At 60.3% G+C, this 21,573-nt stretch carries 21 protein-coding genes and 1 pseudogene; 12 read left to right on the top strand and 10 right to left on the bottom strand.

Annotation, left to right across the window (positions count from 1 at the left end):
- Nucleotides 1–89: 89 nt before the first annotated feature.
- Complete coding sequence (locus ACM1ZW_RS21420) at nucleotides 90–992, bottom strand: LysR substrate-binding domain-containing protein (RefSeq protein WP_416739294.1); 903 nt, start codon at nucleotides 990–992, stop codon at nucleotides 90–92.
- A 235-nt stretch (nucleotides 993–1,227) separates the two neighbouring features.
- Here ACM1ZW_RS21420 and ACM1ZW_RS21415 point away from each other — a divergent pair, with 235 nt between their 5' ends.
- From ACM1ZW_RS21415 to ACM1ZW_RS21405, 3 genes are read left to right on the top strand one after another with little or no spacing between them, the layout of a single operon-like run.
- Nucleotides 1,228–1,926, top strand: a complete 699-nt coding sequence (locus ACM1ZW_RS21415; RefSeq protein WP_017338017.1) for a CoA transferase subunit A — start codon at nucleotides 1,228–1,230, stop codon at nucleotides 1,924–1,926.
- A gap of 36 nt (nucleotides 1,927–1,962) precedes the next feature.
- Nucleotides 1,963–2,628 (top strand): CoA transferase subunit B, encoded by a 666-nt coding sequence (locus ACM1ZW_RS21410; protein WP_017338016.1) that lies wholly within the window; start codon nucleotides 1,963–1,965, stop codon nucleotides 2,626–2,628.
- Between the two features lie 11 nt (nucleotides 2,629–2,639).
- Nucleotides 2,640–3,821 carry an acetyl-CoA C-acetyltransferase gene (locus ACM1ZW_RS21405; RefSeq protein WP_414878902.1) on the top strand — a complete coding sequence of 394 codons (1,182 nt, stop codon included), beginning with the start codon at nucleotides 2,640–2,642 and terminating at the stop codon, nucleotides 3,819–3,821.
- 264 nt (nucleotides 3,822–4,085) lie between these two features.
- Here ACM1ZW_RS21405 and ACM1ZW_RS21400 read toward each other — a convergent pair whose 3' ends face one another.
- A complete protein-coding gene (locus tag ACM1ZW_RS21400) occupies nucleotides 4,086–5,405 on the bottom strand; it encodes an Nramp family divalent metal transporter (RefSeq protein WP_017338014.1) in 1,320 nt (439 codons plus the stop codon).
- Between the two features lie 188 nt (nucleotides 5,406–5,593).
- Here ACM1ZW_RS21400 and ACM1ZW_RS21395 point away from each other — a divergent pair, with 188 nt between their 5' ends.
- The 3 genes from ACM1ZW_RS21395 to ACM1ZW_RS21385 all read left to right on the top strand — a co-directional run bounded on the left by ACM1ZW_RS21395 (nucleotide 5,594) and on the right by ACM1ZW_RS21385 (nucleotide 7,880).
- On the top strand, nucleotides 5,594–6,385 hold the full coding sequence (locus tag ACM1ZW_RS21395; RefSeq protein ID WP_414878901.1) for a hypothetical protein: 792 nt from the start codon (nucleotides 5,594–5,596) through the stop codon (nucleotides 6,383–6,385).
- 84 nt (nucleotides 6,386–6,469) lie between these two features.
- Entirely contained in the window at nucleotides 6,470–7,144 is a 675-nt protein-coding gene (locus ACM1ZW_RS21390; RefSeq protein ID WP_017338012.1) for a glutathione S-transferase family protein, read from the top strand.
- Between the two features lie 166 nt (nucleotides 7,145–7,310).
- Complete coding sequence (locus tag ACM1ZW_RS21385; protein WP_414878899.1) at nucleotides 7,311–7,880, top strand: hypothetical protein; 570 nt, start codon at nucleotides 7,311–7,313, stop codon at nucleotides 7,878–7,880.
- Between the two features lie 3 nt (nucleotides 7,881–7,883).
- On the opposite strand, the gene ACM1ZW_RS21380 is transcribed toward ACM1ZW_RS21385, so the two are convergent.
- The 3 genes from ACM1ZW_RS21380 to ACM1ZW_RS21370 form a co-directional block, all read right to left on the bottom strand.
- Nucleotides 7,884–8,600 (bottom strand): alpha/beta hydrolase, encoded by a 717-nt coding sequence (locus tag ACM1ZW_RS21380; RefSeq protein WP_017338010.1) that lies wholly within the window; start codon nucleotides 8,598–8,600, stop codon nucleotides 7,884–7,886.
- Between the two features lie 179 nt (nucleotides 8,601–8,779).
- Nucleotides 8,780–9,892: a succinylglutamate desuccinylase/aspartoacylase family protein gene (locus ACM1ZW_RS21375; RefSeq protein ID WP_416739293.1), complete on the bottom strand. Its 1,113-nt coding sequence runs from the start codon at nucleotides 9,890–9,892 to the stop codon at nucleotides 8,780–8,782.
- A gap of 202 nt (nucleotides 9,893–10,094) precedes the next feature.
- Nucleotides 10,095–10,874, bottom strand: a complete 780-nt coding sequence (locus tag ACM1ZW_RS21370) for an ABC transporter substrate-binding protein (protein WP_414878896.1) — start codon at nucleotides 10,872–10,874, stop codon at nucleotides 10,095–10,097.
- A gap of 174 nt (nucleotides 10,875–11,048) precedes the next feature.
- On the opposite strand from ACM1ZW_RS21370, the gene ACM1ZW_RS21365 reads away from it, so the two are divergent.
- Nucleotides 11,049–11,690, top strand: a complete 642-nt coding sequence (locus ACM1ZW_RS21365; protein WP_414884715.1) for a type 1 glutamine amidotransferase — start codon at nucleotides 11,049–11,051, stop codon at nucleotides 11,688–11,690.
- Nucleotides 11,691–11,916: 226 nt separating this feature from the next.
- Here the strand turns inward: ACM1ZW_RS21365 and ACM1ZW_RS21360 are convergent, their stop codons facing one another.
- A complete protein-coding gene (locus tag ACM1ZW_RS21360) occupies nucleotides 11,917–12,351 on the bottom strand; it encodes a rhodanese-like domain-containing protein (RefSeq protein ID WP_416739292.1) in 435 nt (144 codons plus the stop codon).
- Nucleotides 12,352–12,452: 101 nt separating this feature from the next.
- On the opposite strand from ACM1ZW_RS21360, the gene ftrA reads away from it, so the two are divergent.
- On the top strand, nucleotides 12,453–13,427 hold the full coding sequence (gene ftrA, locus ACM1ZW_RS21355; protein ID WP_416739291.1) for a transcriptional regulator FtrA: 975 nt from the start codon (nucleotides 12,453–12,455) through the stop codon (nucleotides 13,425–13,427).
- Nucleotides 13,428–13,446: 19 nt separating this feature from the next.
- On the opposite strand, the gene cobF is transcribed toward ftrA, so the two are convergent.
- Together cobF and ACM1ZW_RS21345 are read right to left on the bottom strand one after the other, a co-directional pair.
- Nucleotides 13,447–14,202 carry a precorrin-6A synthase (deacetylating) gene (gene cobF / locus ACM1ZW_RS21350; RefSeq protein WP_414878892.1) on the bottom strand — a complete coding sequence of 252 codons (756 nt, stop codon included), beginning with the start codon at nucleotides 14,200–14,202 and terminating at the stop codon, nucleotides 13,447–13,449.
- Entirely contained in the window at nucleotides 14,202–14,774 is a 573-nt protein-coding gene (locus ACM1ZW_RS21345) for a histidine phosphatase family protein (RefSeq protein WP_017338003.1), read from the bottom strand. The genes cobF and ACM1ZW_RS21345 overlap by 1 nt, the downstream gene beginning before the upstream one ends.
- Before the next feature lie 539 nt (nucleotides 14,775–15,313).
- On the opposite strand from ACM1ZW_RS21345, the gene ACM1ZW_RS21340 reads away from it, so the two are divergent.
- The 3 genes from ACM1ZW_RS21340 (at nucleotide 15,314) to ACM1ZW_RS21330 (ending at nucleotide 18,444) form a co-directional block, all read left to right on the top strand.
- Nucleotides 15,314–16,330: an arginine N-succinyltransferase gene (locus ACM1ZW_RS21340; RefSeq protein WP_416739290.1), complete on the top strand. Its 1,017-nt coding sequence runs from the start codon at nucleotides 15,314–15,316 to the stop codon at nucleotides 16,328–16,330.
- A gap of 55 nt (nucleotides 16,331–16,385) precedes the next feature.
- Nucleotides 16,386–17,420 carry an arginine N-succinyltransferase gene (gene astA, locus ACM1ZW_RS21335; protein ID WP_017338001.1) on the top strand — a complete coding sequence of 345 codons (1,035 nt, stop codon included), beginning with the start codon at nucleotides 16,386–16,388 and terminating at the stop codon, nucleotides 17,418–17,420.
- A gap of 154 nt (nucleotides 17,421–17,574) precedes the next feature.
- Nucleotides 17,575–18,444 carry an isocitrate lyase/PEP mutase family protein gene (locus ACM1ZW_RS21330; RefSeq protein WP_017338000.1) on the top strand — a complete coding sequence of 290 codons (870 nt, stop codon included), beginning with the start codon at nucleotides 17,575–17,577 and terminating at the stop codon, nucleotides 18,442–18,444.
- Nucleotides 18,445–18,648: 204 nt separating this feature from the next.
- Here the strand turns inward: ACM1ZW_RS21330 and ACM1ZW_RS21325 are convergent.
- Together ACM1ZW_RS21325 and ACM1ZW_RS21320 are read right to left on the bottom strand one after the other, a co-directional pair.
- Nucleotides 18,649–18,798 (bottom strand): annotated as a pseudogene (locus ACM1ZW_RS21325) (glutamate carboxypeptidase); the annotation flags it as partial.
- 46 nt (nucleotides 18,799–18,844) lie between these two features.
- Nucleotides 18,845–19,918 (bottom strand): diguanylate cyclase, encoded by a 1,074-nt coding sequence (locus ACM1ZW_RS21320; protein ID WP_416739289.1) that lies wholly within the window; start codon nucleotides 19,916–19,918, stop codon nucleotides 18,845–18,847.
- A gap of 193 nt (nucleotides 19,919–20,111) precedes the next feature.
- Here ACM1ZW_RS21320 and ACM1ZW_RS21315 point away from each other — a divergent pair, with 193 nt between their 5' ends.
- Nucleotides 20,112–21,566 carry a flavin-containing monooxygenase gene (locus tag ACM1ZW_RS21315; protein WP_416739288.1) on the top strand — a complete coding sequence of 485 codons (1,455 nt, stop codon included), beginning with the start codon at nucleotides 20,112–20,114 and terminating at the stop codon, nucleotides 21,564–21,566.
- Nucleotides 21,567–21,573 lie beyond the last annotated feature (7 nt).

Genomic DNA, 21,573 nt, shown 5'->3' with positions numbered 1-21,573 from the left:
CGATTGGGTCAGCACATCCAGCATTCACGGTCACTGGCATACCGCTATCGCCAGCAGGCTGGCTGGCTCCCACATCAGGTGGACAGTGATCAGTCCATGGAACCGCGTTGGCCCAGGTTTTCCTCCTTCAAAATATCGAACAACGCCTGCGCCGCCGCCGATAATTCAATCCCCGGTTTGGTCAACACACCAATCGCCCTTTCCACGACCGGGTCGCGTAACGTGATGCACCGCGCGCCCAACTCGCGCATCTGTCCGGCACACAACGCCGGCACCGCACTCACCCCAAGCCCGCTGGCAACCATTCTTCCGACCGTCGCCAACTGATGGCTTTCGAACTCCACCGGCAACTTCATCCCTCGCGCCTGCAAGTGCTCTTCCAGCATCACCCGTACCGTGGACGGTCGCTGCAAGGTAATGAACGGTTGTTCAAGCAACGTCTGCCAGTCGATATCGTCCCGTTCAGCAAACGCGGAATCAAACGGCACCACCGCAACGAAACGGTCGATGTACAGCGGCGTGAACGCCAGCGACGAACTCTGCGTCGGCTCAAATGCCACACCCAGCTCGACCTGCCGATCACGCACCATCTCCAGCACCTGTTCGTTGATCACATCATTCACCGTGACGTTGACCTTCGGATAGCGCGCACGAAACGTCTTGAGGATGGGCGGCAACAGGTTGCCGGCAAACGACGGCATCGCCGCCAGCGTCACCCGTCCGCGTTGCAGGGTAAAACGCTGGCGCAGCTCATCTTCGGCGTTGTCCCAGTCGGCGATCAATCGACGGGCCAACGGCACCAGCGACTCACCTTCAGCGGTCAGCGCCACATTGCGCGTGTTACGCGTAAACAGCCGTCCGCCCAGGCCCTCCTCCAGCGCCTTGATGGTCAGGCTCAGGGCCGATTGCGACAGGTGCAACCGCTCGCAGGCCACGGCAAAGCTCAGGCTCTGGGCCACGGCCAGAAAGGCGCGGATCTGCTTAACGGTCATCTGCGGTATCTCCGAGGTATTGTAGGAGCTGCCGAAGGCTGCGATCTTTTGATTTTTACTGGGCGATGCTGAAATCGCTGAAGATCAAAAGATCGAAGCCTCCGGCAGCTCCTACGGATTGGTGAGTTTTATCTATCAATCAACCTTAAAAATCAACTTAACAAATAAATCATCGAGCGAGACACTTCATCCCATACGGCTAGCCAGCCGCCCACAAAGAATAAAAGAGGTGCATATGGCAGGTTTCGACAAGCGCGTGAGTTCCTACGAGGAAGCTCTGGCAGGTCTTGAAGACGGCATGACCGTGATCGCGGGTGGCTTTGGCCTCTGCGGCATTCCGGAAAACCTGATCGCCGAGATCAAGCGCAAAGGCACCCGTGACCTCACCGTGGTCTCCAACAACTGCGGCGTCGACGGTTTCGGTCTCGGTGTCCTGCTGGAAGACCGGCAGATCCGCAAAGTAGTGGCCTCCTACGTCGGTGAGAACAAACTGTTCGAAGACCAACTGCTCAAAGGCGAAATCGAAGTCGTCCTGACCCCCCAAGGCACCCTCGCCGAAAAAATGCGCGCGGGCGGCGCCGGCATCCCGGCCTTCTTCACCGCCACCGGTGTCGGCACACCTGTTGCCGAAGGCAAGGAAGTGCGCGAGTTCCACGGTCGCAAGTACCTGATGGAAGAATCCATCACCGGTGACTTCGCCATCGTCAAAGGCTGGAAAGCCGACCATTTCGGCAACGTCATCTATCGCCACACCGCCCAGAACTTCAACCCGCTGGCGGCCACCGCCGGCAAGATCACCGTGGTCGAAGTCGAAGAAATCGTTGAACCCGGCGAGCTGGAACCGTCGCAGATCCACACCCCTGGCATCTACGTCGACCGGGTCATTTGCGGCACGTTCGAGAAGCGCATCGAACAGCGCACCGTGCGTAAGTGATCCCCTGCCCCCGGACCGAATGAAGGAATAACAACAATGGCACTTTCCCGCGAACAAATGGCTCAACGCGTCGCCCGCGAAATGCAGGACGGCTTCTACGTGAACCTGGGCATCGGCATTCCGACCCTGGTCGCCAACTACATTCCTGAAGGCATGGAAGTCATGCTGCAGTCGGAGAACGGCCTGCTCGGCATGGGTCCCTTCCCCACTGAAGAAACCATCGACGCCGACATGATCAACGCCGGCAAACAAACCGTGACCGCGCGGATCGGTGCGTCGATCTTTTCCTCGGCCGAGTCCTTCGCGATGATCCGCGGTGGTCATGTCGACCTGACCGTGCTGGGCGCCTTTGAAGTCGACGTGCAAGGCAACATCGCCTCGTGGATGATCCCTGGCAAGCTGGTCAAGGGCATGGGCGGCGCCATGGACCTGGTGGCCGGCGCAGACAACATCATCGTTATCATGACCCATGCGTCCAAGGACGGTGAGTCCAAGCTCTTGTCCCAATGCAGCCTGCCGCTGACCGGTGCCGGTTGCATCAAGCGCGTCCTGACTGACCTGGCGTATCTTGAAATCGAAAACGGCGCGTTCATTCTCAAGGAACGGGCGCCGGGTGTAAGCGTCGAGGAAATCGTCGCCAAGACCGCCGGTAAACTGATCGTGCCTGATCACGTTCCGGAAATGCAGTTCGCTGACCAGTGAGGAATCATTCCATGCAAGAAGTCGTCATTGTTGCCGCCACCCGTACCGCCATCGGCAGTTTCCAGGGTTCGCTGGCCAATGTGTCCGCCGTTGACCTCGGCGCCGCGGTGATCCGTCAGTTGCTGGCGCAAACCGGTCTGGACCCTGCTGAAGTCGATGAAGTGATCATGGGCCAGGTGCTGACCGCCGGCGCCGGGCAAAACCCTGCGCGCCAGGCGTCGATCAAGGCCGGCCTGCCGTTCGCTGTACCGGCGATGACCCTGAACAAGGTCTGCGGCTCGGGTCTCAAGGCACTGCACCTGGGCGCCCAGGCGATTCGCTGCGGCGACGCCGACGTGATCATCGCGGGCGGTCAGGAAAACATGAGCCTGTCCAACTACGTCATGCCCGGGGCGCGCACCGGCCTGCGCATGGGTCACGCGCAAATCGTCGACACCATGATCAGCGACGGCCTGTGGGATGCGTTCAACGATTACCACATGGGCATCACCGCCGAGAACCTGGCAGACAAGTACAACCTGACCCGCGAACAACAGGACGCCTTCGCGGCGGCCTCGCAACAGAAAGCCGTGGCCGCTATCGAAGCCGGGCGTTTTGCCGATGAGATCACGCCGATCCTGATTCCGCAGCGCAAGGGCGACCCACTGTCCTTCGCCACCGACGAGCAGCCACGGGCCGGCACCACCGCCGAATCCCTGGGCAAACTGAAAGCTGCCTTCAAGAAGGACGGTTCGGTGACCGCCGGTAACGCTTCGTCCCTGAACGATGGCGCCGCCGCCGTGATCCTGATGAGCGCGGAAAAAGCCAAGGCCCTGGGTTTGCCGGTGCTGGCAAAAATCGCCGCTTACGCCAACGCGGGCGTGGACCCGGCGATCATGGGCATCGGTCCGGTGTCGGCCACTCGCCGTTGCCTGGACAAGGCCGGCTGGACCATCGACCAGCTTGAGCTGGTTGAAGCCAACGAAGCCTTCGCCGCGCAATCCCTGGCGGTGGCCAAGGACCTGGAATGGGACTTGAACAAGGTCAACGTCAACGGCGGTGCCATTGCGCTGGGCCACCCGATTGGTGCGTCAGGTTGCCGCGTGCTGGTGACCCTGCTGCACGAAATGATCAAGCGTGACGCCAAGAAAGGCCTTGCCACCCTGTGCATCGGTGGCGGTCAGGGCGTGGCGCTGGCACTCGAACGAGCGTAACGCGTTCAACGGACGGCGCGGGGACCCACGAAGATCCGCTGCCGTCCGGCAACACCCCCGGTGTTTCTGCAGGGCTAGCTTTTGTGGCGAGGGGGCTTGCTCCCGCTGGAGTGCGCAGCGCTCCCAAAATCTTCGACAGTTGCCGAGATTTCAGGGCTGCTTCGCAACCCGGCGCGAGCAAGCTCCCTCGCCACAAAGGGCTGGCAGACATCAGACGCACCGGGGTCCTTTTGCCTGAGGAAGACTGCGATGAAGCCCTGACAGTCACGCCAAAAACTGCAGAATCAACCAGCTATTCGCCCCACTGATCACCACAAACAATCCCCACGCCAACACCCGCGTCGGCAGCCGGTTCACAAACGGCCCCATCAATTTCTGGTCGTTGGTCATCCGGATCAGCGGATAAAGCGCAAACGGCAGCTGCAAACTCAACACCACCTGGCTCAGCACCAGCAGCTTGCCAATCGCATCGTCCCCCATCAGCCACACGCCGATAAACGCCGGGATCAGCGCCAGCCCTCGTGTAATCAACCGCCGTTGCCAGCAGGGGATCCGCAGGTTCAGGTAACCCTCCATGATCACCTGCCCCGCGATGGTGCCGGTGAACGTCGAACTCTGACCGGACGCCAGCAACGCAACGCCAAACAACACGCTGGCCAACGCCCCGCCCACCAGTGGATCAAGCAGGTGATAGGCGTCCTGGATGTCCACCACGTCGGTGTGCCCGGTCTTGTGGAATGCCGCCGCCGCGAGAATCAGGATCGCGGCGTTGACCAGCAACGCCAGTGCCAGGGAGCCGATGGTGTCGATACGCGCCAGCTTCACGGCGTCCTGCTTGCTGGCCAGGTCCTTGCCGATCATCCGGGTCTGTACGATCGAGGTGTGCAGGTACAGGTTATGCGGCATCACCGTGGCCCCGAGAATCCCGATGGCCAGGTACAGCGGCGCAGCATCGCCGATGGCGGACAACGACGGCGTGAATCCCCGTGCGACGTCTGGCCAGTAAGGCTTGATCAACAGCAACTCAACGAAGAAACACACACCGATGGTGCTCACCAGCACCAGCATGATCGCTTCCAGTCGGCGGAAGCCCCGATTCTGCAGGGCCAGCACCAACAGCGTGTCGAACGCCGTGAGGGCGATGCCGAAGGTCAGCGAGCAACCCAGCAACAGATGGAATGCCAACGCACAGCCGAGTACTTCGGCAAGGTCGGTGGCGATGATCGAGATTTCCGCCAGTAACCATTGGGTGCGCGCGGTGCGCGTGCTGTAGCGTTCGCGGGACAACTGCGCCAGGTCCCGCCCGGTGGCAATGCCCAGGCGCGAGCACAAACACTGCACCACCATGCCCGCCAGACTGGCCAGCAGCACCACGAACAACAGGCTGTAGCCAAACCGCGAACCGGCCTCGATGGCGGTGGCCCAGTTACCCGGGTCCATGTAGCCGATGGACACCAGCAAACCCGGACCGGCGAAACGCAGGACACGCTTGAAGAATGACGCGCGAGGGTCAACGGCAACGCTGCCCGCCACTTCCGGCGGGCAAAATGGCGCAGTGGCGACTTTGGGCAAACTGAATTTCACGCACTTATTCCAGAAAACAGACGGGAGGGGCAGCTTAGACGTTTCACTCGAACTGATGTACAGGCAAAACCCGTAGGGAAGGTGATCTTTTGAAACCTGACGCTTTGTATACAAAACATCGATATCCATAGAGCAATCCGCCACCCACAATGCTAACGTTGCCCCTCACACAGGTCGGAGGCGCAAGCGTGCTGCTGCTCAAACTGCTGGTCATTCCCGGGTTTCTCTTGCTGATCTCCCTCGCGGGCAAACGCTGGGGTCCGAGCGTCGCCGGTTGGCTGTCGGGGTTGCCGGTGGTGGTCGGGCCGATTCTGTTTTTCCTCGCCATCGAGCAAGGCGAAGTGTTTGCCGCGCAATCGGCCAGCGCCGCGTTATCCGCGATGTTTGCGATGATCGCCTTCTGCGTCACCTACGCCCAGGTCGCACAACGGACTGGATGGCCATGGGCACTGACCGTTTCGCTGCTGGTCTGGGCGACGGCAGCCGTTGTGCTATCGGTGATCCCGCCGTCCCTCACGTTCTCCGTCATCGCCGCCGCGACTGCGCTGCTGGCGGCGCCGTATCTGTTCCCGACCGTACAGCCCATCGTTTCAGGCTCCGCACCCAAGTCCGATAAATTGTTGCTGCGCATGATCGCTGGCGCCCTGCTCACCCTCGCCGTGACCTTACTGGCGAGCACCGTCGGCGAACGCTGGAGCGGCTTGCTCGCGGTGTTCCCGGTATTGGGCAGCGTGATGGCAGTGTTTTCCCAGCAAACCCGCGGGCCAGCCTTTACTGCGGCCTTGTTGCGAGCCACAGCGACGGGCATGTATTCATTCGCAGCGTTCTGCCTCGTCCTAGCACTGACGTTGCCCGTCATGGGCCTGAGCGGGTTCGGCGTCGGTGTCGCGGTCTCCGTGGCCATGCTCGGCGTCACCAAACGCCTGTTGGCCAAACCCGTGAATACACCGACAACTCGTTCAACTATTTCGAACGAATAGAACAACAACCTCGTACGTCAATCGAACGGGTTTAGCCGACCATCAGCCTCAGTTACTTACCCATCACTGACTGAGGCCTACACCATGAAGTTCTTTTTCCACCCTTCGCCCAACCCGATGAAAGTTGCCCTGCTGCTCGAAGAGCTGCAAACGCCGTACGAATTGATCGGCGTCGACACCTTCAAGGGCGAGCAACATCAGCCAGCGTTCCTGGCGATCAACCCGAACGCCAAGGTGCCAGCCTTGGTCGATGGCGACGCTACCGTCTTCGACTCCCAGGCAATCCTGCTGCACCTCGCGCAAAAACATCAACGCTTCCTGCCGACCTCGATCACCGGGCAAGCCGAACTGCTGTCGTGGCTGATGTTCATCGCCACCGGCCTGTCGCCGTTCTCCGGCCAGGCTGTGCATTTCCTGCATCACGCACCGGAAGACCTGGCTTACGCGAAAAACCGCTATCTCAAGGAAGTCGAACGCCATTACCGCGTGCTCGACCAGCGCCTGGCCGATCATCCCTATCTGGCAGGCGACACCTACAGCATCGCCGACATGGCGCTCTGGGGCTGGGCCGGTTATGCGCCGTACATCCTCGGCGAGAATGGCCTGGCGGCGTACCCGAACGTCAAGCGTCTGTTCGATGAAATCAGCGCCCGTCCGGCAGCGCAGCGTGCCCAGGGTCTTAAAGAGAAACTGGTGTTGAAGGCCGAGTTCGACGAAGAAACCCGCCGCAATCTGTTTCCGCAGAATCAGGCGCAGTAAGCCGTTTGCGATACTCGTTCCCGTGGTGAGGGCTCGGCTCTCACTACGGGGACACTGGCTACATTCAAAAGCGGTTTACCCGACCGTCCGTTAGCCCACGCTGGAATGCTTCACGACCTCCATGGGATGATCGCCCCCCACCGCGAGACCACCCTGGAGATTTTGAATGTCACTGTTGAGTAAAAAAGCCGTTGTCCTGCTGCTGGCGGTTGCCAGCCTGGGGGCTTTGAACGCGCAGGCTGCCAAGGTCGTGGCCAAAGAGGCGGCGTCGACGCAGAAAGTCTCGATGCTGGGCAATAAATTCACCTTCACCCTGCCCAAGGGCTTCATCGCCAACCCTCTGCCACCGAGCTCGACCGGCGCGAGTGGCACCATGTACACCAACGAAACCACGAAAACCGTGGTGATCGCTGCTGAAAACACCATCCCCGGTGGCGTCAATGCCAAGGACAACGACGGTGAGTTCCTCGACGCCACGGCGTCCGACTTCGCCACCGAGCAAGCCAAGGCACTGCCGGATTTCACCAAGCTCAGCGAAAAAAGCATCACTCAGAAAGGCACCGGCCTGGGGCTGCGACAGATCGACAGCATCGCCACCCAGGGCGGCGGCAAAACCCTCGATACCACGCTGATGGCTGCCTCGGGCACGCGCATGGCGCTGGTTCAGGTGATTTCCCGCCTCAGCGACAATGCCGGCCACGAAGCGCTGGTCAAACAGATCGTCAGCGGCAAGTAAGGCTCAAGGGTTGAGCCGCTGCAACCAGGCGCTCAAGTCCTGCATCTCGGTGGCACTGATGCTGTGCCCGACACCCGGGTAGGCATGGAACTCGGGTTTGAGTGACAGGCTCTGCAACAGGCTGTCCGCTTCAGTGCCGTCGTTGAAGGGAAGGCGTTTGTCCGCCGTGCCATGCCCGATGAAAATCGCCAGTTTCTGGCGTTTTTCATCCGGTTTGAGCGCTGACTTGAGCACCGGCAGAATCCGCCCGCTCAACGCGGCAATCCCGCCCACCGCCTCGGGATGACGTAGCGCGACCTCGTAGGACATGATCGCGCCCTGACTGAAGCCCACCAGGAAAACCTTGTTCGGTTCTGTGTGATATTTCTTCGCAGCCTGTGAGATGAAATCCAGCAACACCTGGCCGCTGGCCTTCAGATCATCCGTCTCGCCGTTGTAGGCACCTTCGCCTTTCTTGCGAAACCATTGATAACTGCCCTCTTCCATCACCATCGGAGCCCGCACCGACAGGAAGTTGTATTGGGCAGGCAATTCATCCTTGATGCCGAACAGGTCCTGTTCGTTACTGCCGTAGCCGTGGAGAAAAATAACCAGAGGCTGATTGACCGATTCGGGGTTGGCTTGCGCCAGGTACTTGAGCGGCAGATCAGTGTGCAGCGGGGTTTGAGCGTGGACGGCGGCGGACGCCAGGAGTGTCAGCAGAGCGAGAACCTTCAACATAAACCTTCCTTCACAAAGCGCAGGATTCGGGGCAGAGCCTAACATTGTGAAGCCGGTCGAGGGATTTTCGCTGCCCCGCATGGCCTCTTCGCGAGCAAGCCCGCTCCCACAGGGGAAGGCGTTTCAAATGTGGGGGCTTGCTCGCGAAGAGGCTCGATAGAGCACTAAAAAACTTGCGGTCAGTCGTTGATCAACTTCCCGGCCCGAATCGGCTCACGCCCCGCCACCTTCGCCTGCCACGTCCCGGGTTGCGTATAGCGCCCACGATCAATCGCAAACAACACCCCGCTGGTCCCGGCGCGCACCGTAGTGACCCGGTCGTTCAACGGATCAACCACTTCAAACAACGCATCCCCCTGCTCCACCCATTCACCCGCATCGCGCAGGAAACTGACCACGCCATGATGGGGCGCAAACAGATACTCCGTGCCTTCGAACGGCATGCCTTCACAACATTCACTCGGTGCCGCTGGCCAGGTGCCTTTGATGAAACCCTGTTCGGCGAGGAACCCGAGAATAGCCTCGCAATTGGCTTGGGCCTGATCGACGCGGGTATCGCCCATGCTGCCCAGCTCCAGCGTTGTCGCCAGGTTGGCCGGCGGAATCGCCGCCTCGGGAAACGCCCTGGCCAGTCGCAACCACGGCGAGGAGCAGGATTCGTCGAATGAACTGCCGCCAGAATCTTCACACAGCAACGCCACGCCCGCCTTCAAGCGAGCCGCCAGTGGCTGCCACTGCGGCCAGTGTTGCGGCAGTGCATAAATATGAATGGCCGCTTCGAAATCGCAATGCAGGTCGAGGGTGATGTCGGCGTCGCAGGCGTGGCGCAACAGCAAACGGTGCATGGCTTCCAGTTGCGATTTGGGTGCAGGCAAATCCTCGAGCACCTGGCCCATGGTCTGACGAATCAACGCGATATTGGCGCTTGCATCGGCACCCAACCGGTCGCCGATCAATTCGCCCACTGGCGCGCTCAACTCGACGAACGAGCGGTTGAAGTTCTTGCCGCTGCCAAGTTCGAAACGGCCCATGTGGCTGCCTTGCAGGTGCTGGTCCAGACCGATGGGATTGGCCACCGGCACCAGTTCGATCACGCCTTGCAACTGGCCCTGGGTTTCCAGTTCTGCCAGGCGTTTCTTCAGTTCCCAGGCCGTGCGCATCCCTGGCAATTCATCCGCGTGCAAGCTGGCCTGGATGTAAACCTTGCGGGTGCCGGCGCCATAACGAAACACGCTGAGGGAGCGTTCGGTGCCCAGGTGGCTCCAGGGCAGTGGATGGTCAATGCGTTGCATGGGAGAACTCCTGAATATCAAAACAGTGAGGTCCCCTGTGGGAGCGAGCCTGCTCGCGATAGCGGACTGACATTCAACATTAATGTCGACTGACAGGTCGCTATCGCGAGCAGGCTCGCTCCCACAGGGTTCTCATTTCATAGAAATGACAGCATAAAAAAAGCGGCCACCGCGTCAACGGAGGCCACTTTTTTACAGCGTATTAATGACCGTATACGTCAAAGTCAAAATACTTGTCCTGCACTTGCTTGTACTTGCCGTTAGCGCGGATTTCAGTGATGGCGGTGTTGAATTTGTCCGCCAGCTCTTTATCACCCTTGCGCACCGCAATGCCGGCACCGCCGCCGAAGTACTTGGCGTCTTCATAGGTCGGACCAACAAACGCGAAGCCTTTCCCGGCATCGGTTTTCAGGAAACCGTCGTCGAGGTTGACCGAGTCGGCCAGCATCGCGTCGAGGCGGCCGGAGACCATGTCCAGGTTGGCTTCCTGCTGGGAGCCGTAACGCACCAGGATAATGCCGGCCGGTTGCAGCACTTCAGTGGCGAAGCGGTCGTGGGTACTGGCGCGCAGCACACCGACTTTCTTGCCCTTGAGTTCGGTCAACGGGTCTTTGACGTCGGAGCCTTCCTTCATCACGAAGCGCGCCGGGGTGTGGTAGTACTTGATGGTGAAATCGACGTTTTTCTTACGGTCGTCGGTGATGGTCATGGACGACAGGATCGCGTCGATTTTCTTGACCTTCAGGGCCGGGATCAGGCCGTCGAACTCTTGCTCGACCCAGACACACTTCGCTTTCATCTGCTCGCACAGCGCGTCGCCGATATCGACGTCGAAACCGGTGAGTTTGCCATCAGGGGTCTTCATCGAGAATGGCGGGTAACCGGCTTCGATACCGATGCGGATCGGCTTGGCGTCTTCGGCCACGGCGGTCAGGGACAACATCGACAGTGCCAGGGCACCGAACATCACTAGCTTCTTCATTTATAACTCCTGTGTGCGGAGGCTTTTATTGGCAGCGTTCGATTGGTAGCTTTCGGTCAGAGCTTTTTTATTGGAGAAGACCGAAGTGGCGGGCAGTCTAGAGCGGCTGTCGGCGTGCAAATTGTGCATAGGCGACAAATATTTATAAAAAAGGCGAGCTGAATGAACAATGAAATGCGCGGGCTGAACCTGATCCAGCACCACCCGGCTGAAGGTCCGGGCGCGATTGCCGAGTGGGCCGAGTTGCGGGGACTGCCGTTGAATGTCTTTCGTGCAGACCTAGGCCAGTTACCACCCGTGAGTGCGCAACCGCTGATTGTGTTGGGCGGGCCTTATGAGTCCAACGCCGGACCGGTGTGGCTGGAGGCCGAACGGCAGTGGCTTGCGGGCTGCCTGGATCGAGGCGCTGCGGTGTTTGCGATATGCCTGGGAGCGCAGTTATTGGCGCTGGGTCTGGGCGGAAATGTGCGGCGGATGGATCGGACTGAAACGGGCTGGACCTCAGTGACGTTCGCCGATGGCCAGGAGCTGAAAGTGCTGGAGTGGCACGAAGATGCGATAGACCTGCCACCCGGCGCGCAGTTGCTGGCCAGCAGCGATCAGTGCGAGCAGCAGATGTATCGGGTAGGCCCTGCGCGGGTGGGGTTGCAGTTTCATCCGGAGTGGAATGCAGAATCGGTGGCGACGCTCAATGCGCACTTTGCCGATGAGTCGCCGTTGCCGCGGGGAGAACCGGACAGCGCCGCCCATGCAGCCGTTTTTGACTGGTTGCAGGCGACGCTGGACAAATGGTGGGCGGCTTCAGGCGCCCGCTGACTCGGTGGCCGATGCCTTTGTGGTAAATGTGGCAAGTGCTTTAGTGGCAGAAGGTTTACGGCAGGTGCTTTTGTGGCGAGGGAGCTTGCTCCCGCTCGGCTGCGAAGCGGTCGCAGTCCTTGCGAATGCGCAGTGACTGAACGAATCGGGTCGCAGTTTCTGGGGCCGCTTCGCGACCCAGTGGGAGCAAGCTCCCTCGCCACATTTGATCAGCGTTGCCTGAAGTTCAGCATTCGCAACCGATGACGGTCACCGCAGGCTGTTGCACCTGTGCGCTCAACTCAAGTCCTTCATCCAGCCACCCGGTCACCCCGCCGATCATTTCCTTGACCGGGTAACCCAGCGCCGCCAGTTTCACCGCGGCCTTGTTGGCACCGTTGCAGTGTGGCCCGGCGCAATACACCACGAACAGCGTGGATTTACCGTAACCCACCAATCCTTCGGCGGTCAGCAGTCGCACCGGCAAATTGATTGCGCCCGGCACATGTCCGCGCTCGAACGCCTGCGGACCGCGCACGTCCACCAGGACAAAATCCACGTCCCCCGCCTGTTGACTGTTGTAGACGTCGGAACAGTCGGTTTCAAAGGTCAGACGGTTGCTGAAATGCATCAGGGCAATGGCCGATGGTGCGGCGGGAACATTGCGGACCAGGCTGGTCATGGGTCGTACTCCAGTGTCTCGGTGGGTGTGAGAAGACTTTATTCCCCAGTCGCCAGCGGCTAAAGTGGCGCACAAGACACTCACCGGGAACTTTCCGCCAAATGCAGCCCACCCCTGGATTGGTCGCGATTCTGGCCTACGATGGCCTCTGCACATTCGAGTTCGGCATCGCCGTGGAGATCTTCGGCCTGGCACGGCCGGAGTTCGATTTCCCCTGGTACGAGCACCGGATCGCCGCCGTCGACCAGGGCCCGATGCGCGCCATGGGCGGGATTCAGGTGCTGGCCGATGGCGGCATGGAACTGCTCCGCGACGCCCGAACCATCATCATTCCCGGCTGGCGTGATCGCAGCGCCCCGGTGCCCGAAACGTTGCTCGCGGCCCTGCGTCAGGCCCATGCGCGCGGGGCGCGGTTGCTGTCGATCTGCTCCGGTGTGTTCGTGCTGGCGGCGACCGGTTTGCTCGACGGTCACGGCGCTACCACGCATTGGCGCTACACCGCGGAACTGGCCGAGCGATTCCCGAACATTCTGGTGGACCCCGACGTACTTTACGTCGACTCGGGGCAACTGATTACCTCAGCGGGCAGCGCTGCCGGTATCGATGCCTGCCTGCACCTGGTGGCGCGGGATTTCGGTACGCAAGTGGCCAATTCGGTGGCGCGGCGACTGGTGATGTCACCGCAACGCACCGGCGGCCAGGCGCAGTTCATTCCGACACCGGTCAGTCCTACGCCGCGCAGCGATCTTTCACGCGTGATGCAGTGGGCTCGTGAGCGCTTGCATGAACCCCTGGAGGTTCGCGACCTGGCCAGCGAAGCGGCCATGAGTGAGCGCACTTTTCTGCGTCGGTTCACAGAAGCGACCGGTATGCCGCCCAAAGCGTGGTTGCAACATGAACGCCTGGCGCGGGCTCGGGAGTTGCTGGAAAGCACGAGCCAGAACACCGACCGGATTGCCGAACATTGCGGCTATCGCTCGGTGGAAAGTTTCCGGGTGGCGTTTCGCAACGTGGTCGGCGTGCCGCCGTCGGTGTATCGGGAGCGGTTTGGACGGGAGGTCAAAACGGGAATTTGAGGCCCGTGCCCCCCTGACCTCAAGGCTTACGCAAAAGATACGTATCCATAATCCACCCGTTGGCCAACCGCGCGGCCTTGCGCACCCGCTCGATCTCATCCGCCACGTCCTTGAGCTTGCCGCTGATGAGGATTTCATCCGGCGTCCCCAGGTAAGCGCCCCAGTAAATCTCTGTCTCCTGATCCGCCACCTGATGGTAGGAGTCTTCCGCGTCCAGCATCACCACCAGGCTGTCGGCATCACTCACCTGCCCGGCCGCCAACCGCCTGCCGGTAGTGATTTCAATGGATCGACCGATCCGGTTCAGCGGCACCTTGTGCTGCGCCGCCAACGCCTGAACGCTGGTGATGCCGGGGATCACTTCAAACTCGAAGTCACATCGGCCCGACGCCAGAATCGCCTGCAGGATTCTGATGGTGCTGTCATACAACGCCGGATCGCCCCACACGAGGAAACCGCCGCACTGGCCGTCGGACATTTCCTCATTGATCAGCCGCTCGAAGGTCAGCTGCTTGGCAAGGTTCAGATCTTCCACACTGGCCTTGTAGTCCACATCACCGCGCTCACGCTCCGGACTATGCGCTTCAACGAAGCGGTAAACGTGTTCGCTGATGTAGCGTTCGCAAATCTCGCGACGCAGGTCGATCAGCTTGTCCTTGCTCTGGCCTTTGTCCATCAGGAAAAACACATCAACCAGGTTCAGCGCCTTCACGGCCTGCATCGTGATGTAGTCGGGATTGCCGGCACCGATGCCGATGACCATCAGTTTTTTCATTAATACCCTCCCTCAACGTCAGCGCTCGACAAACGCAAACGCCAGCAACCATTGAACCGCAACTCGATAGCTGACAGCGGTTCGACGTCGACCCGATTAAACGACGGGCTTTGCAACACCTGGGTCAACGCCGCACGAATGACAAATGGATGGGTGATGGCAACGATGTGGCCCGGCGTAGCTTCCAGTGTCTTGAGCCATGCAGCCACCCGGTCACCCAGTTTTGCTACCGACTCGCCACCGTGAGGCGCGGAATGCGGATCATCGAGCCAGGCCTGCAGTGCCTGCGGTTCGGATTTCTGCAGATCATCGATCTGCGCGCCGTTCCAGCGTCCAAAATCGCAATCCCTCAGCGCCTCGACAATCTCCACATCACTGCCGAACAACCCGGCGGTTTGCCGTGCTCGACGTTCCGGTCCGCTGAACAGCCGCGGCGTCCCCTTGAACCGGGAACGAAGGGAGCCTTGTGCCGATTGCCAATCCATCTCAACAGGCTCATCCGTAGGAAAACGCGCCAATTTCTGTGCGACGGTTCGAGCGTGGCACATCAGGGTCAAACGGGTTGCCTGCACGAAAGATCACTCGGTTTAAGGAAAAGAAAACGGCGTCAAGCCACCATTCAGGCGTAATTGTGCCGTAAGAAGTGCGATCGGGGGCGTTTCATTACACCGATCCTCCCTAAAAAACAGCGATCTCCGACATCACTGTCAGCGAGGGCCTACAACGCTGATCGACATCCGTGTAGCCCCCGACCTACGGGCATTTCGCCCCATATTGGGGCTGGACAGGACCGCGCAAAAATTCACTAGACATGGGGCGCGGGATAAATAAATACTGCTGTAACGGATTATAAAATGTAAACAACACCCCCCCATCCAGCAGGAGCCCGGATGCCCTCTCCCAGAGACATGAACCACCGCCTCCGTTGCCAGAACCCGACCGGCCTCTCAATTGCATGGGACGCCGAAACAGTGCTGTCCCGAATAACGACTGATTAGAAAAAGAGCGGCGCTGGCAAGCCATCAAGCGACCGCCGATTAAACGCGTGGAAACCGACAGTGATAGTCAGGTTCGTGCCAATCGCCGAACCCTTTGATACAGGAGTGCATCCATGCTGGTCTTACGCCCAGTGGAGTTAACCGACCTGCCCCAGCTGCAGCGACTGGCGCGCGAAAGCCTGGTCGGCGTCACGTCCTTGCCGGACGATACCGAACGCTTGCGTGAGCGGATTCTCGACTCCTGCGCCTCGATCGCCAAAGACGTCCAGGGTCATGGCCCGGAAAACTACTTCTTCGTGCTGGAGGACCTGACGAACCGACGCCTGGCAGGCTGCTCGGAGATCCTCGCCACGGCCGGTTTCGACGAACCGTTCTACAGCCTGCGCAACCGCCATTTCACCAGCGCCTCGCGAGAACTGAACATCGAGCACGGCGTGCCGGCGCTGTCGTTGTGTCACGACCTCAGCGGCCATACCTTGCTGCGCGGTTTTCACATCGATGCGGCGCTGGTGCGTACGCCGTCCTCCGAACTGCTGTCACGGGGGCGACTGATGTTCATTGCCGCTCATGCGCAGCGCTTTGCCGAAGCGGTCATCACCGAGATCGTCGGCTACAGCGACGATGAAGGAGGGTCGCCATTCTGGGATGCGCTGGGCAAACATTTCTTCGACTTGCCCTACGCCGAGGCCGAGCGCCTTTGCGGGCTGGAGAGCCGGACGTTCCTGGCCGAACTGATGCCGCAATACCCGATCTACGTGCCGATGCTGCCCCAGGCGGCGCAGGACTGCATCGGCCGCATCCACCCCGATGGCCAGGAAGCCTTCGATATCCTTGAACGCGAGGGGTTCGAGACCAACAGCTACATCGACCTGTTCGACGGCGGCCCGACCTTGTACGCGCGTCTCGCCAGCATCCGTTCCATCGCGCAAAGCCAGACCGGCACGGCAACACCGGGCGACGTCATCGATGCTCGCGGCCGCTATCTCGTGAGTAACGATTCGTTGAAGGACTATCGTGCCATCGTCGCCGATCTGGAGTACACCGCCGGACATCCCGTGCCCCTGAGCACCGAGATGTGCACGGCCCTGAACGTGAGCGAAGGCAGCCCGATCCGGTTGATCGCCCTGTGAGCATCATCCGGCCCCATGCCCTGCCTTTGCGTCGGCCCGTAGAAGGAGCTGCATCATGATTGTCCGTCCGGTTCACGTCACCGACCTGCCCGCACTGCTGGCACTGGTACGGCAGGCTGGCCCGGGGTTAACCACCCTGCCCGCCAACGAGGATCGCCTGGCCCACCGGCTGCGCTGGGCACAACGGACCTTCGCCGAACAGGTCGAGCGGGCCGATGCCGACTACCTGTTCGTGCTCGAAGACGATGACCAGCAAGTGGTGGGGGTCAGTGCCCTGACGGGGGCCGTCGGGCTGCGTGAGCCGTGGTACAACTATCGGGTCGGGCTGACAGTCAGTTCATCACCGGACCTGGGCATCCAGCGACAGATTCCAACCCTGTTTCTGAACAATGAAATGACCGGGCAATCGGAGATCTGTTCATTGTTCCTGCGACCCGATCAACGCCAGGGCAGCAATGGCCGATTGCTGTCGTTGGGACGCTTGTTGTTTGCGGCCGAATTCGCCCACCTGTTCGGCGAGAAGCTCATCGCCGAACTGCGAGGCAGCGCCGATGAGCAAGGCTGTTCACCGTTCTGGGACAGCCTGGGCCGGCACTTTTTCAAGATGGACTTCAGCCACGCGGATCACTTGTCGGGACTGGGCAGCAAAGCGTTCATCGCCGAACTGATGCCGCGCCAACCGCTGTACACCTGCCTGCTCACCGAGCAGGCCCAGGCCGTGATCGGCAAGGCCCACCCCAACACCGAGCCGGCGATGAAAATCCTCACGGCCGAAGGTTTCACCCACAAAGGCTATATCGACATCTTCGACGCCGGCCCGGTCATCGAGGCACCGCTGTCGAAAATCCGTACCGTGCGCGACAGCCAGGCGCTGGTGCTGGCCATCGGCACCCCGGACGAGCAGGCTCCGGTCTGGCTGATCCACAACCGCCGACTGGAAAACTGCCGCATCACCGCCGCCCCGGCCCGACGGGTGGGCAACAGCCTGATCGTCGACCGACTCACCGCCAAACGCCTGCAATTGCAACCCGGCAACTCCGTACGCGCAGTGCTACTGCTCAATCAACAGCAACAGGCTGTGGCAGCCTGAAAAGACGGCCTCCCGCCCAGCAGGATGGGGCCCGATCAGGGCCTCCCTGCAAATTCGTCATCATTCTCACCCCTGTTGCGTGATAGCCTTTTGTATCTTCGGCGTTGACACTCTTGTTCAAGCCTTTCCATTCCTTTGTATTGGTGGAACTCATATGTCCAGGCTTTCCCATCAGGATTTGCGCCGTAACTTCCGTGAACTGTTCGCGTCCAACAAGTGCTATCACACGGCATCGGTCTTCGACCCGATGTCGGCACGCATCGCGGCGGACCTGGGTTTTGAAGTGGGAATTCTGGGTGGTTCGGTTGCCTCGCTGCAGGTACTGGGCGCCCCCGATTTCGCCCTGATCACGCTCAGCGAGTTCGCCGAGCAAGCCACCCGTATCGGTCGCGTTGCCCAATTGCCGGTCATCGCCGACGCCGATCACGGCTACGGCAATGCATTGAACGTCATGCGCACCATTGTCGAGCTCGAACGCGCCGGCGTGGCGGCCCTGACCATCGAAGACACGCTGTTGCCCGCGCAATTCGGCCGCAAGTCCACCGACCTGATCGGCGTCGCTGAAGGTGTCGGCAAGATCCGCGCCGCGCTGGAAGCACGGGTTGATACGGAAATGGCAATCGTGGCTCGCACCAATGCCGGGATTCTGCCGGTGCAGGAAGTCATCAGCCGTACCCAGCAGTACCAGAAAGCCGGGGCGGACGGGATTTGCATGGTGGGCGTGCGTGACTTCGATCACCTCGAACAGATTGCCGAACACCTGAGCGTGCCGCTGATGCTGGTCACCTACGGCAACCCGCTGCTGCGCGACGACAATCGCCTGGCCGAACTGGGCGTGCGCGTCACCATCGACGGGCATGGCGCGTACTTCGCGGCGATCAAGGCGACCTACGACAGCCTGCGCGAGCAGCGGCAGATCTTCACCCAGGCGTCGGATCTGAGCGCGACGGAACTGACGCATACCTACACGCAGCCTGAGGAATACATTCGTTGGGCGGAAGAGTTCATGAGCGTTAAAGAGTAAAAGCGTGCATCTGTTCTGACGCCAACGCCCGCCGGCGATGGCGTCAGCGTTGACGACTTGTTTCTTGGCCAACTCCATATCATCCGCGATAACAGATAAATCCGCGGCGCCGCGCTCTCAACCTCCGCGTATTCCTCCGGCGTATGAATATTGCCGCCCACAATCCCGAACCCGTCCAGCGCTGGCGTACCCACGCCTCGCCTAGCCGGTGCCCTTCAGCGTCGCGATCACGGGGTTGCGTTTGTCGAGGGGGTGTTCGGCACGAACTCGATGGGTGGCGCCGAGTTCTTTCAGTTCATCGATGGCGATGTCGCGGACCTGGGTCAGGCCCGGTTCATAACCGGAGCCGGAGTCGGCAATCCCGATTCACCAAAGATTCCACAAGTGCACGGTGCAGCGTTCAGATCGAGTCGATCAGTTCGTGACGCGGCTTGCCATCCCCACAACAGATCACGCGATTACGGCCGGTGGTCTTGGCTTCGTAGAGTGCCTGGTCAGCGTCGTTGAGCCACAGCATCGCGTCATTGTGAGCCGGGTTGAAGGCGGCGAGCCCAATGCTGAGGCTGACTTTCAGCGCCGGGTTCTGTTCATAACCGAGGGTGGCGAAGCGATCACGAAGCGCATCCATGGCGGCTGCGGCGTGATCGAGCGCAAGGCCCGGGAGGATGACGCAGAACTCGTCGCCACCGTAGCGACCCGCCACATCGGCCGCCCGCAGATTCTGTTTGAGCATCTTGCTCAGCTGACGCAACACGATGTCCCCGGCGACATGGCCGTAGGTGTCGTTGATGGTTTTGAAATGGTCGATGTCGATCAGTGCAATCGCCCCGCCCTGCGGCTGGCGTTTGCCGCGCTGGAATTCGATTTCCAGCTGATCTTTCCAGGCCCCGTGATTGAGCAGGCCGGTGAGGCTGTCGGTGCGGCTCAGGGTCAGTAATTCACGCTTGTGCCGTCCCAGCGTGGTGGCCTGTCGGAAGCAAATCCAACCCAGCGCCAGCGGATACAGGGTCAACAGCGGCAGGCAGGCATACATCTGCAAGGGGCTGGTTTGCGGCACGAAGGCCGGCACAAACACCAGAAATCCGACACCGATCCCCAACACCTGCGCAACGGCTCCCACCAGCAGGAAGCGAGGGCCGCCGATGGCCACGTTGTTCATCGCCATCATGGCGATGGTGGTTGCGCTAGGCAGCGGATTGAATTGCATGGCGGCAACCCAGAAGCCACCCAGAAAGGCATCGACCAGCAGATTACGATGTTCGGCGTGATAGGGAGCTTTTGCCCGACGCGCCCATTGGTAAGCCACGTGCGGCCAGAAAACACCGTTGAAGAGCATCAGCGCCCAGACCCACGGCACCGGGTCCAGCGGGTACATCGCGGCGGCCACACACACCAGCCCCGCGGCGAGCCCCAGGGATCGCGTTGCGTAGAGCCTCTTGGTTAGTGAAAGTCCTTTTCCGCCCGTTTTTTCCATTGGAGCCTCTGCGCCACTGCACGGAACCTGCTGACACCGAGGTTTCAGGTGTGCTGGAAGTCTAACAGGGCAACGTCAAATAGCCATCACCGGCTGGCAGTCTGAATACCGCGGTATTGCCGTGAAGCAGGTGTCGAATGTTTGGCTATACATGAAGAGAGGGTTCAATACACAACGATAAAAAAGGAGACCCATGCAAACTTTTCAAGTGTTGATCATCGGCAGCGGATTTGGCGGACAGTGTGCGGCGATCAATTTGCTCAAGGCCGGCATCGATGATTTTCGACTGCTGGAGCGGCGGGACTTTTTCGGCGGCACCTGGTGCCAGAACACCTACCCCGGTGCGGCTGTCGATGTGCCCTCACCGCTTTATTCGCTGTCCTTCGCCCCTTACCGCTGGACCCAAATGTTCGCTGAACAGGCCGAACTGCACCGCTACACGCAGTACGTGGTGGATGAATTCGGCCTGCGCGACCGTGTGGAACTGGAAGCCAACGTTGAACGCATCGAATGGGACGACGACGCCAGACACTGGGCGGTGCACACCGCGAACAAAGGCACGTTCTACGCCCGGTTCCTGATCAATGCCACGGGGCCGCTGAGTCAACCGGTCATTCCGCATTTCGAGGGCATGGAGCGCTTTCAAGGCAAGACTTTTCACACGAACAACTGGGATCACACCTACGACTATCGGCAAAAACGCGTCGCCATCGTAGGCAGTGGCGCCAGCGCGGCGCAGGTGATTCCGGCCATTGCCCCGGACGTCGAGCATTTGCATGTGTTCCAGCGCACGCCGCACTGGGTGCTGCCACGGGCCGATCGCGCCTTCGGCCCCTTCCAGCGCTGGTTGCTCGGCCTCAAACCGGCCTACAAGCTGCTGCGCTGGATGATTTATTGGCAATTCGAAACCCGGGTGATCGCCTTCAAATACTCGAATCCGGCGATCCGCCTGGTCCAGCAACACGCCCTACGCTTCATCAAACGCCAGGTCCCCGACCCCGAACTCAGACGCAAACTGACACCGGACTACACCATCGGCTGCAAGCGCGTCATTGTTTCGAGCACCTTGTACCCGGCACTCGGTCGGCCCAACGTAACGTTGCACAGCCGCGAACAGGGCATCGCGTCCATAGACGAAACCGGCGTCGTCACCCAGGACGGGCAGCACATCGATCTGGACCTGATTGTCTGGTCCACCGGTTACGACGCCACCGACGGGGTGATTTCCTACCCGGTAACAGGTAAAAACGGCAAGCAACTCAGGGATTTCTGGGCCACCTACCCTCGCGCCTACCTCGGTACCAGTCTGCCGGACTTCCCCAACCTCTTTATCGTCACCGGGCCCAACACCGGCATCGGCCACACTTCGGCGCTTTTCATCATCGAATCCCAGATGAACTACATTCTCGATTGCATTCGCACACTGAAAGAACAGGGTTTGCGCAGCATCGAAGTTCGCCCCGAGGCAGAACGTACCTACACTGAAATGATCCACCGGGAAATGGAACGCACGGTGTGGAAGTCCGGAGGCTGCCACAGTTGGTATCAAAGCAAGAGTGGTCATGTGATTGCCATGTTCCCCGGGTTCAGTTTCAGCTACCACCGAATGACCCGGACGCTGAAACCCGCCGATCACATCTTGTCCTGATCAGAGA

The sequence above is a fragment of the Pseudomonas sp. NFX71 genome, assembly GCF_048079215.1.
Lineage (GTDB): Bacteria > Pseudomonadota > Gammaproteobacteria > Pseudomonadales > Pseudomonadaceae > Aquipseudomonas > Aquipseudomonas fluorescens_B.
This window is presented reverse-complemented; position numbering and strand designations above follow the sequence as displayed.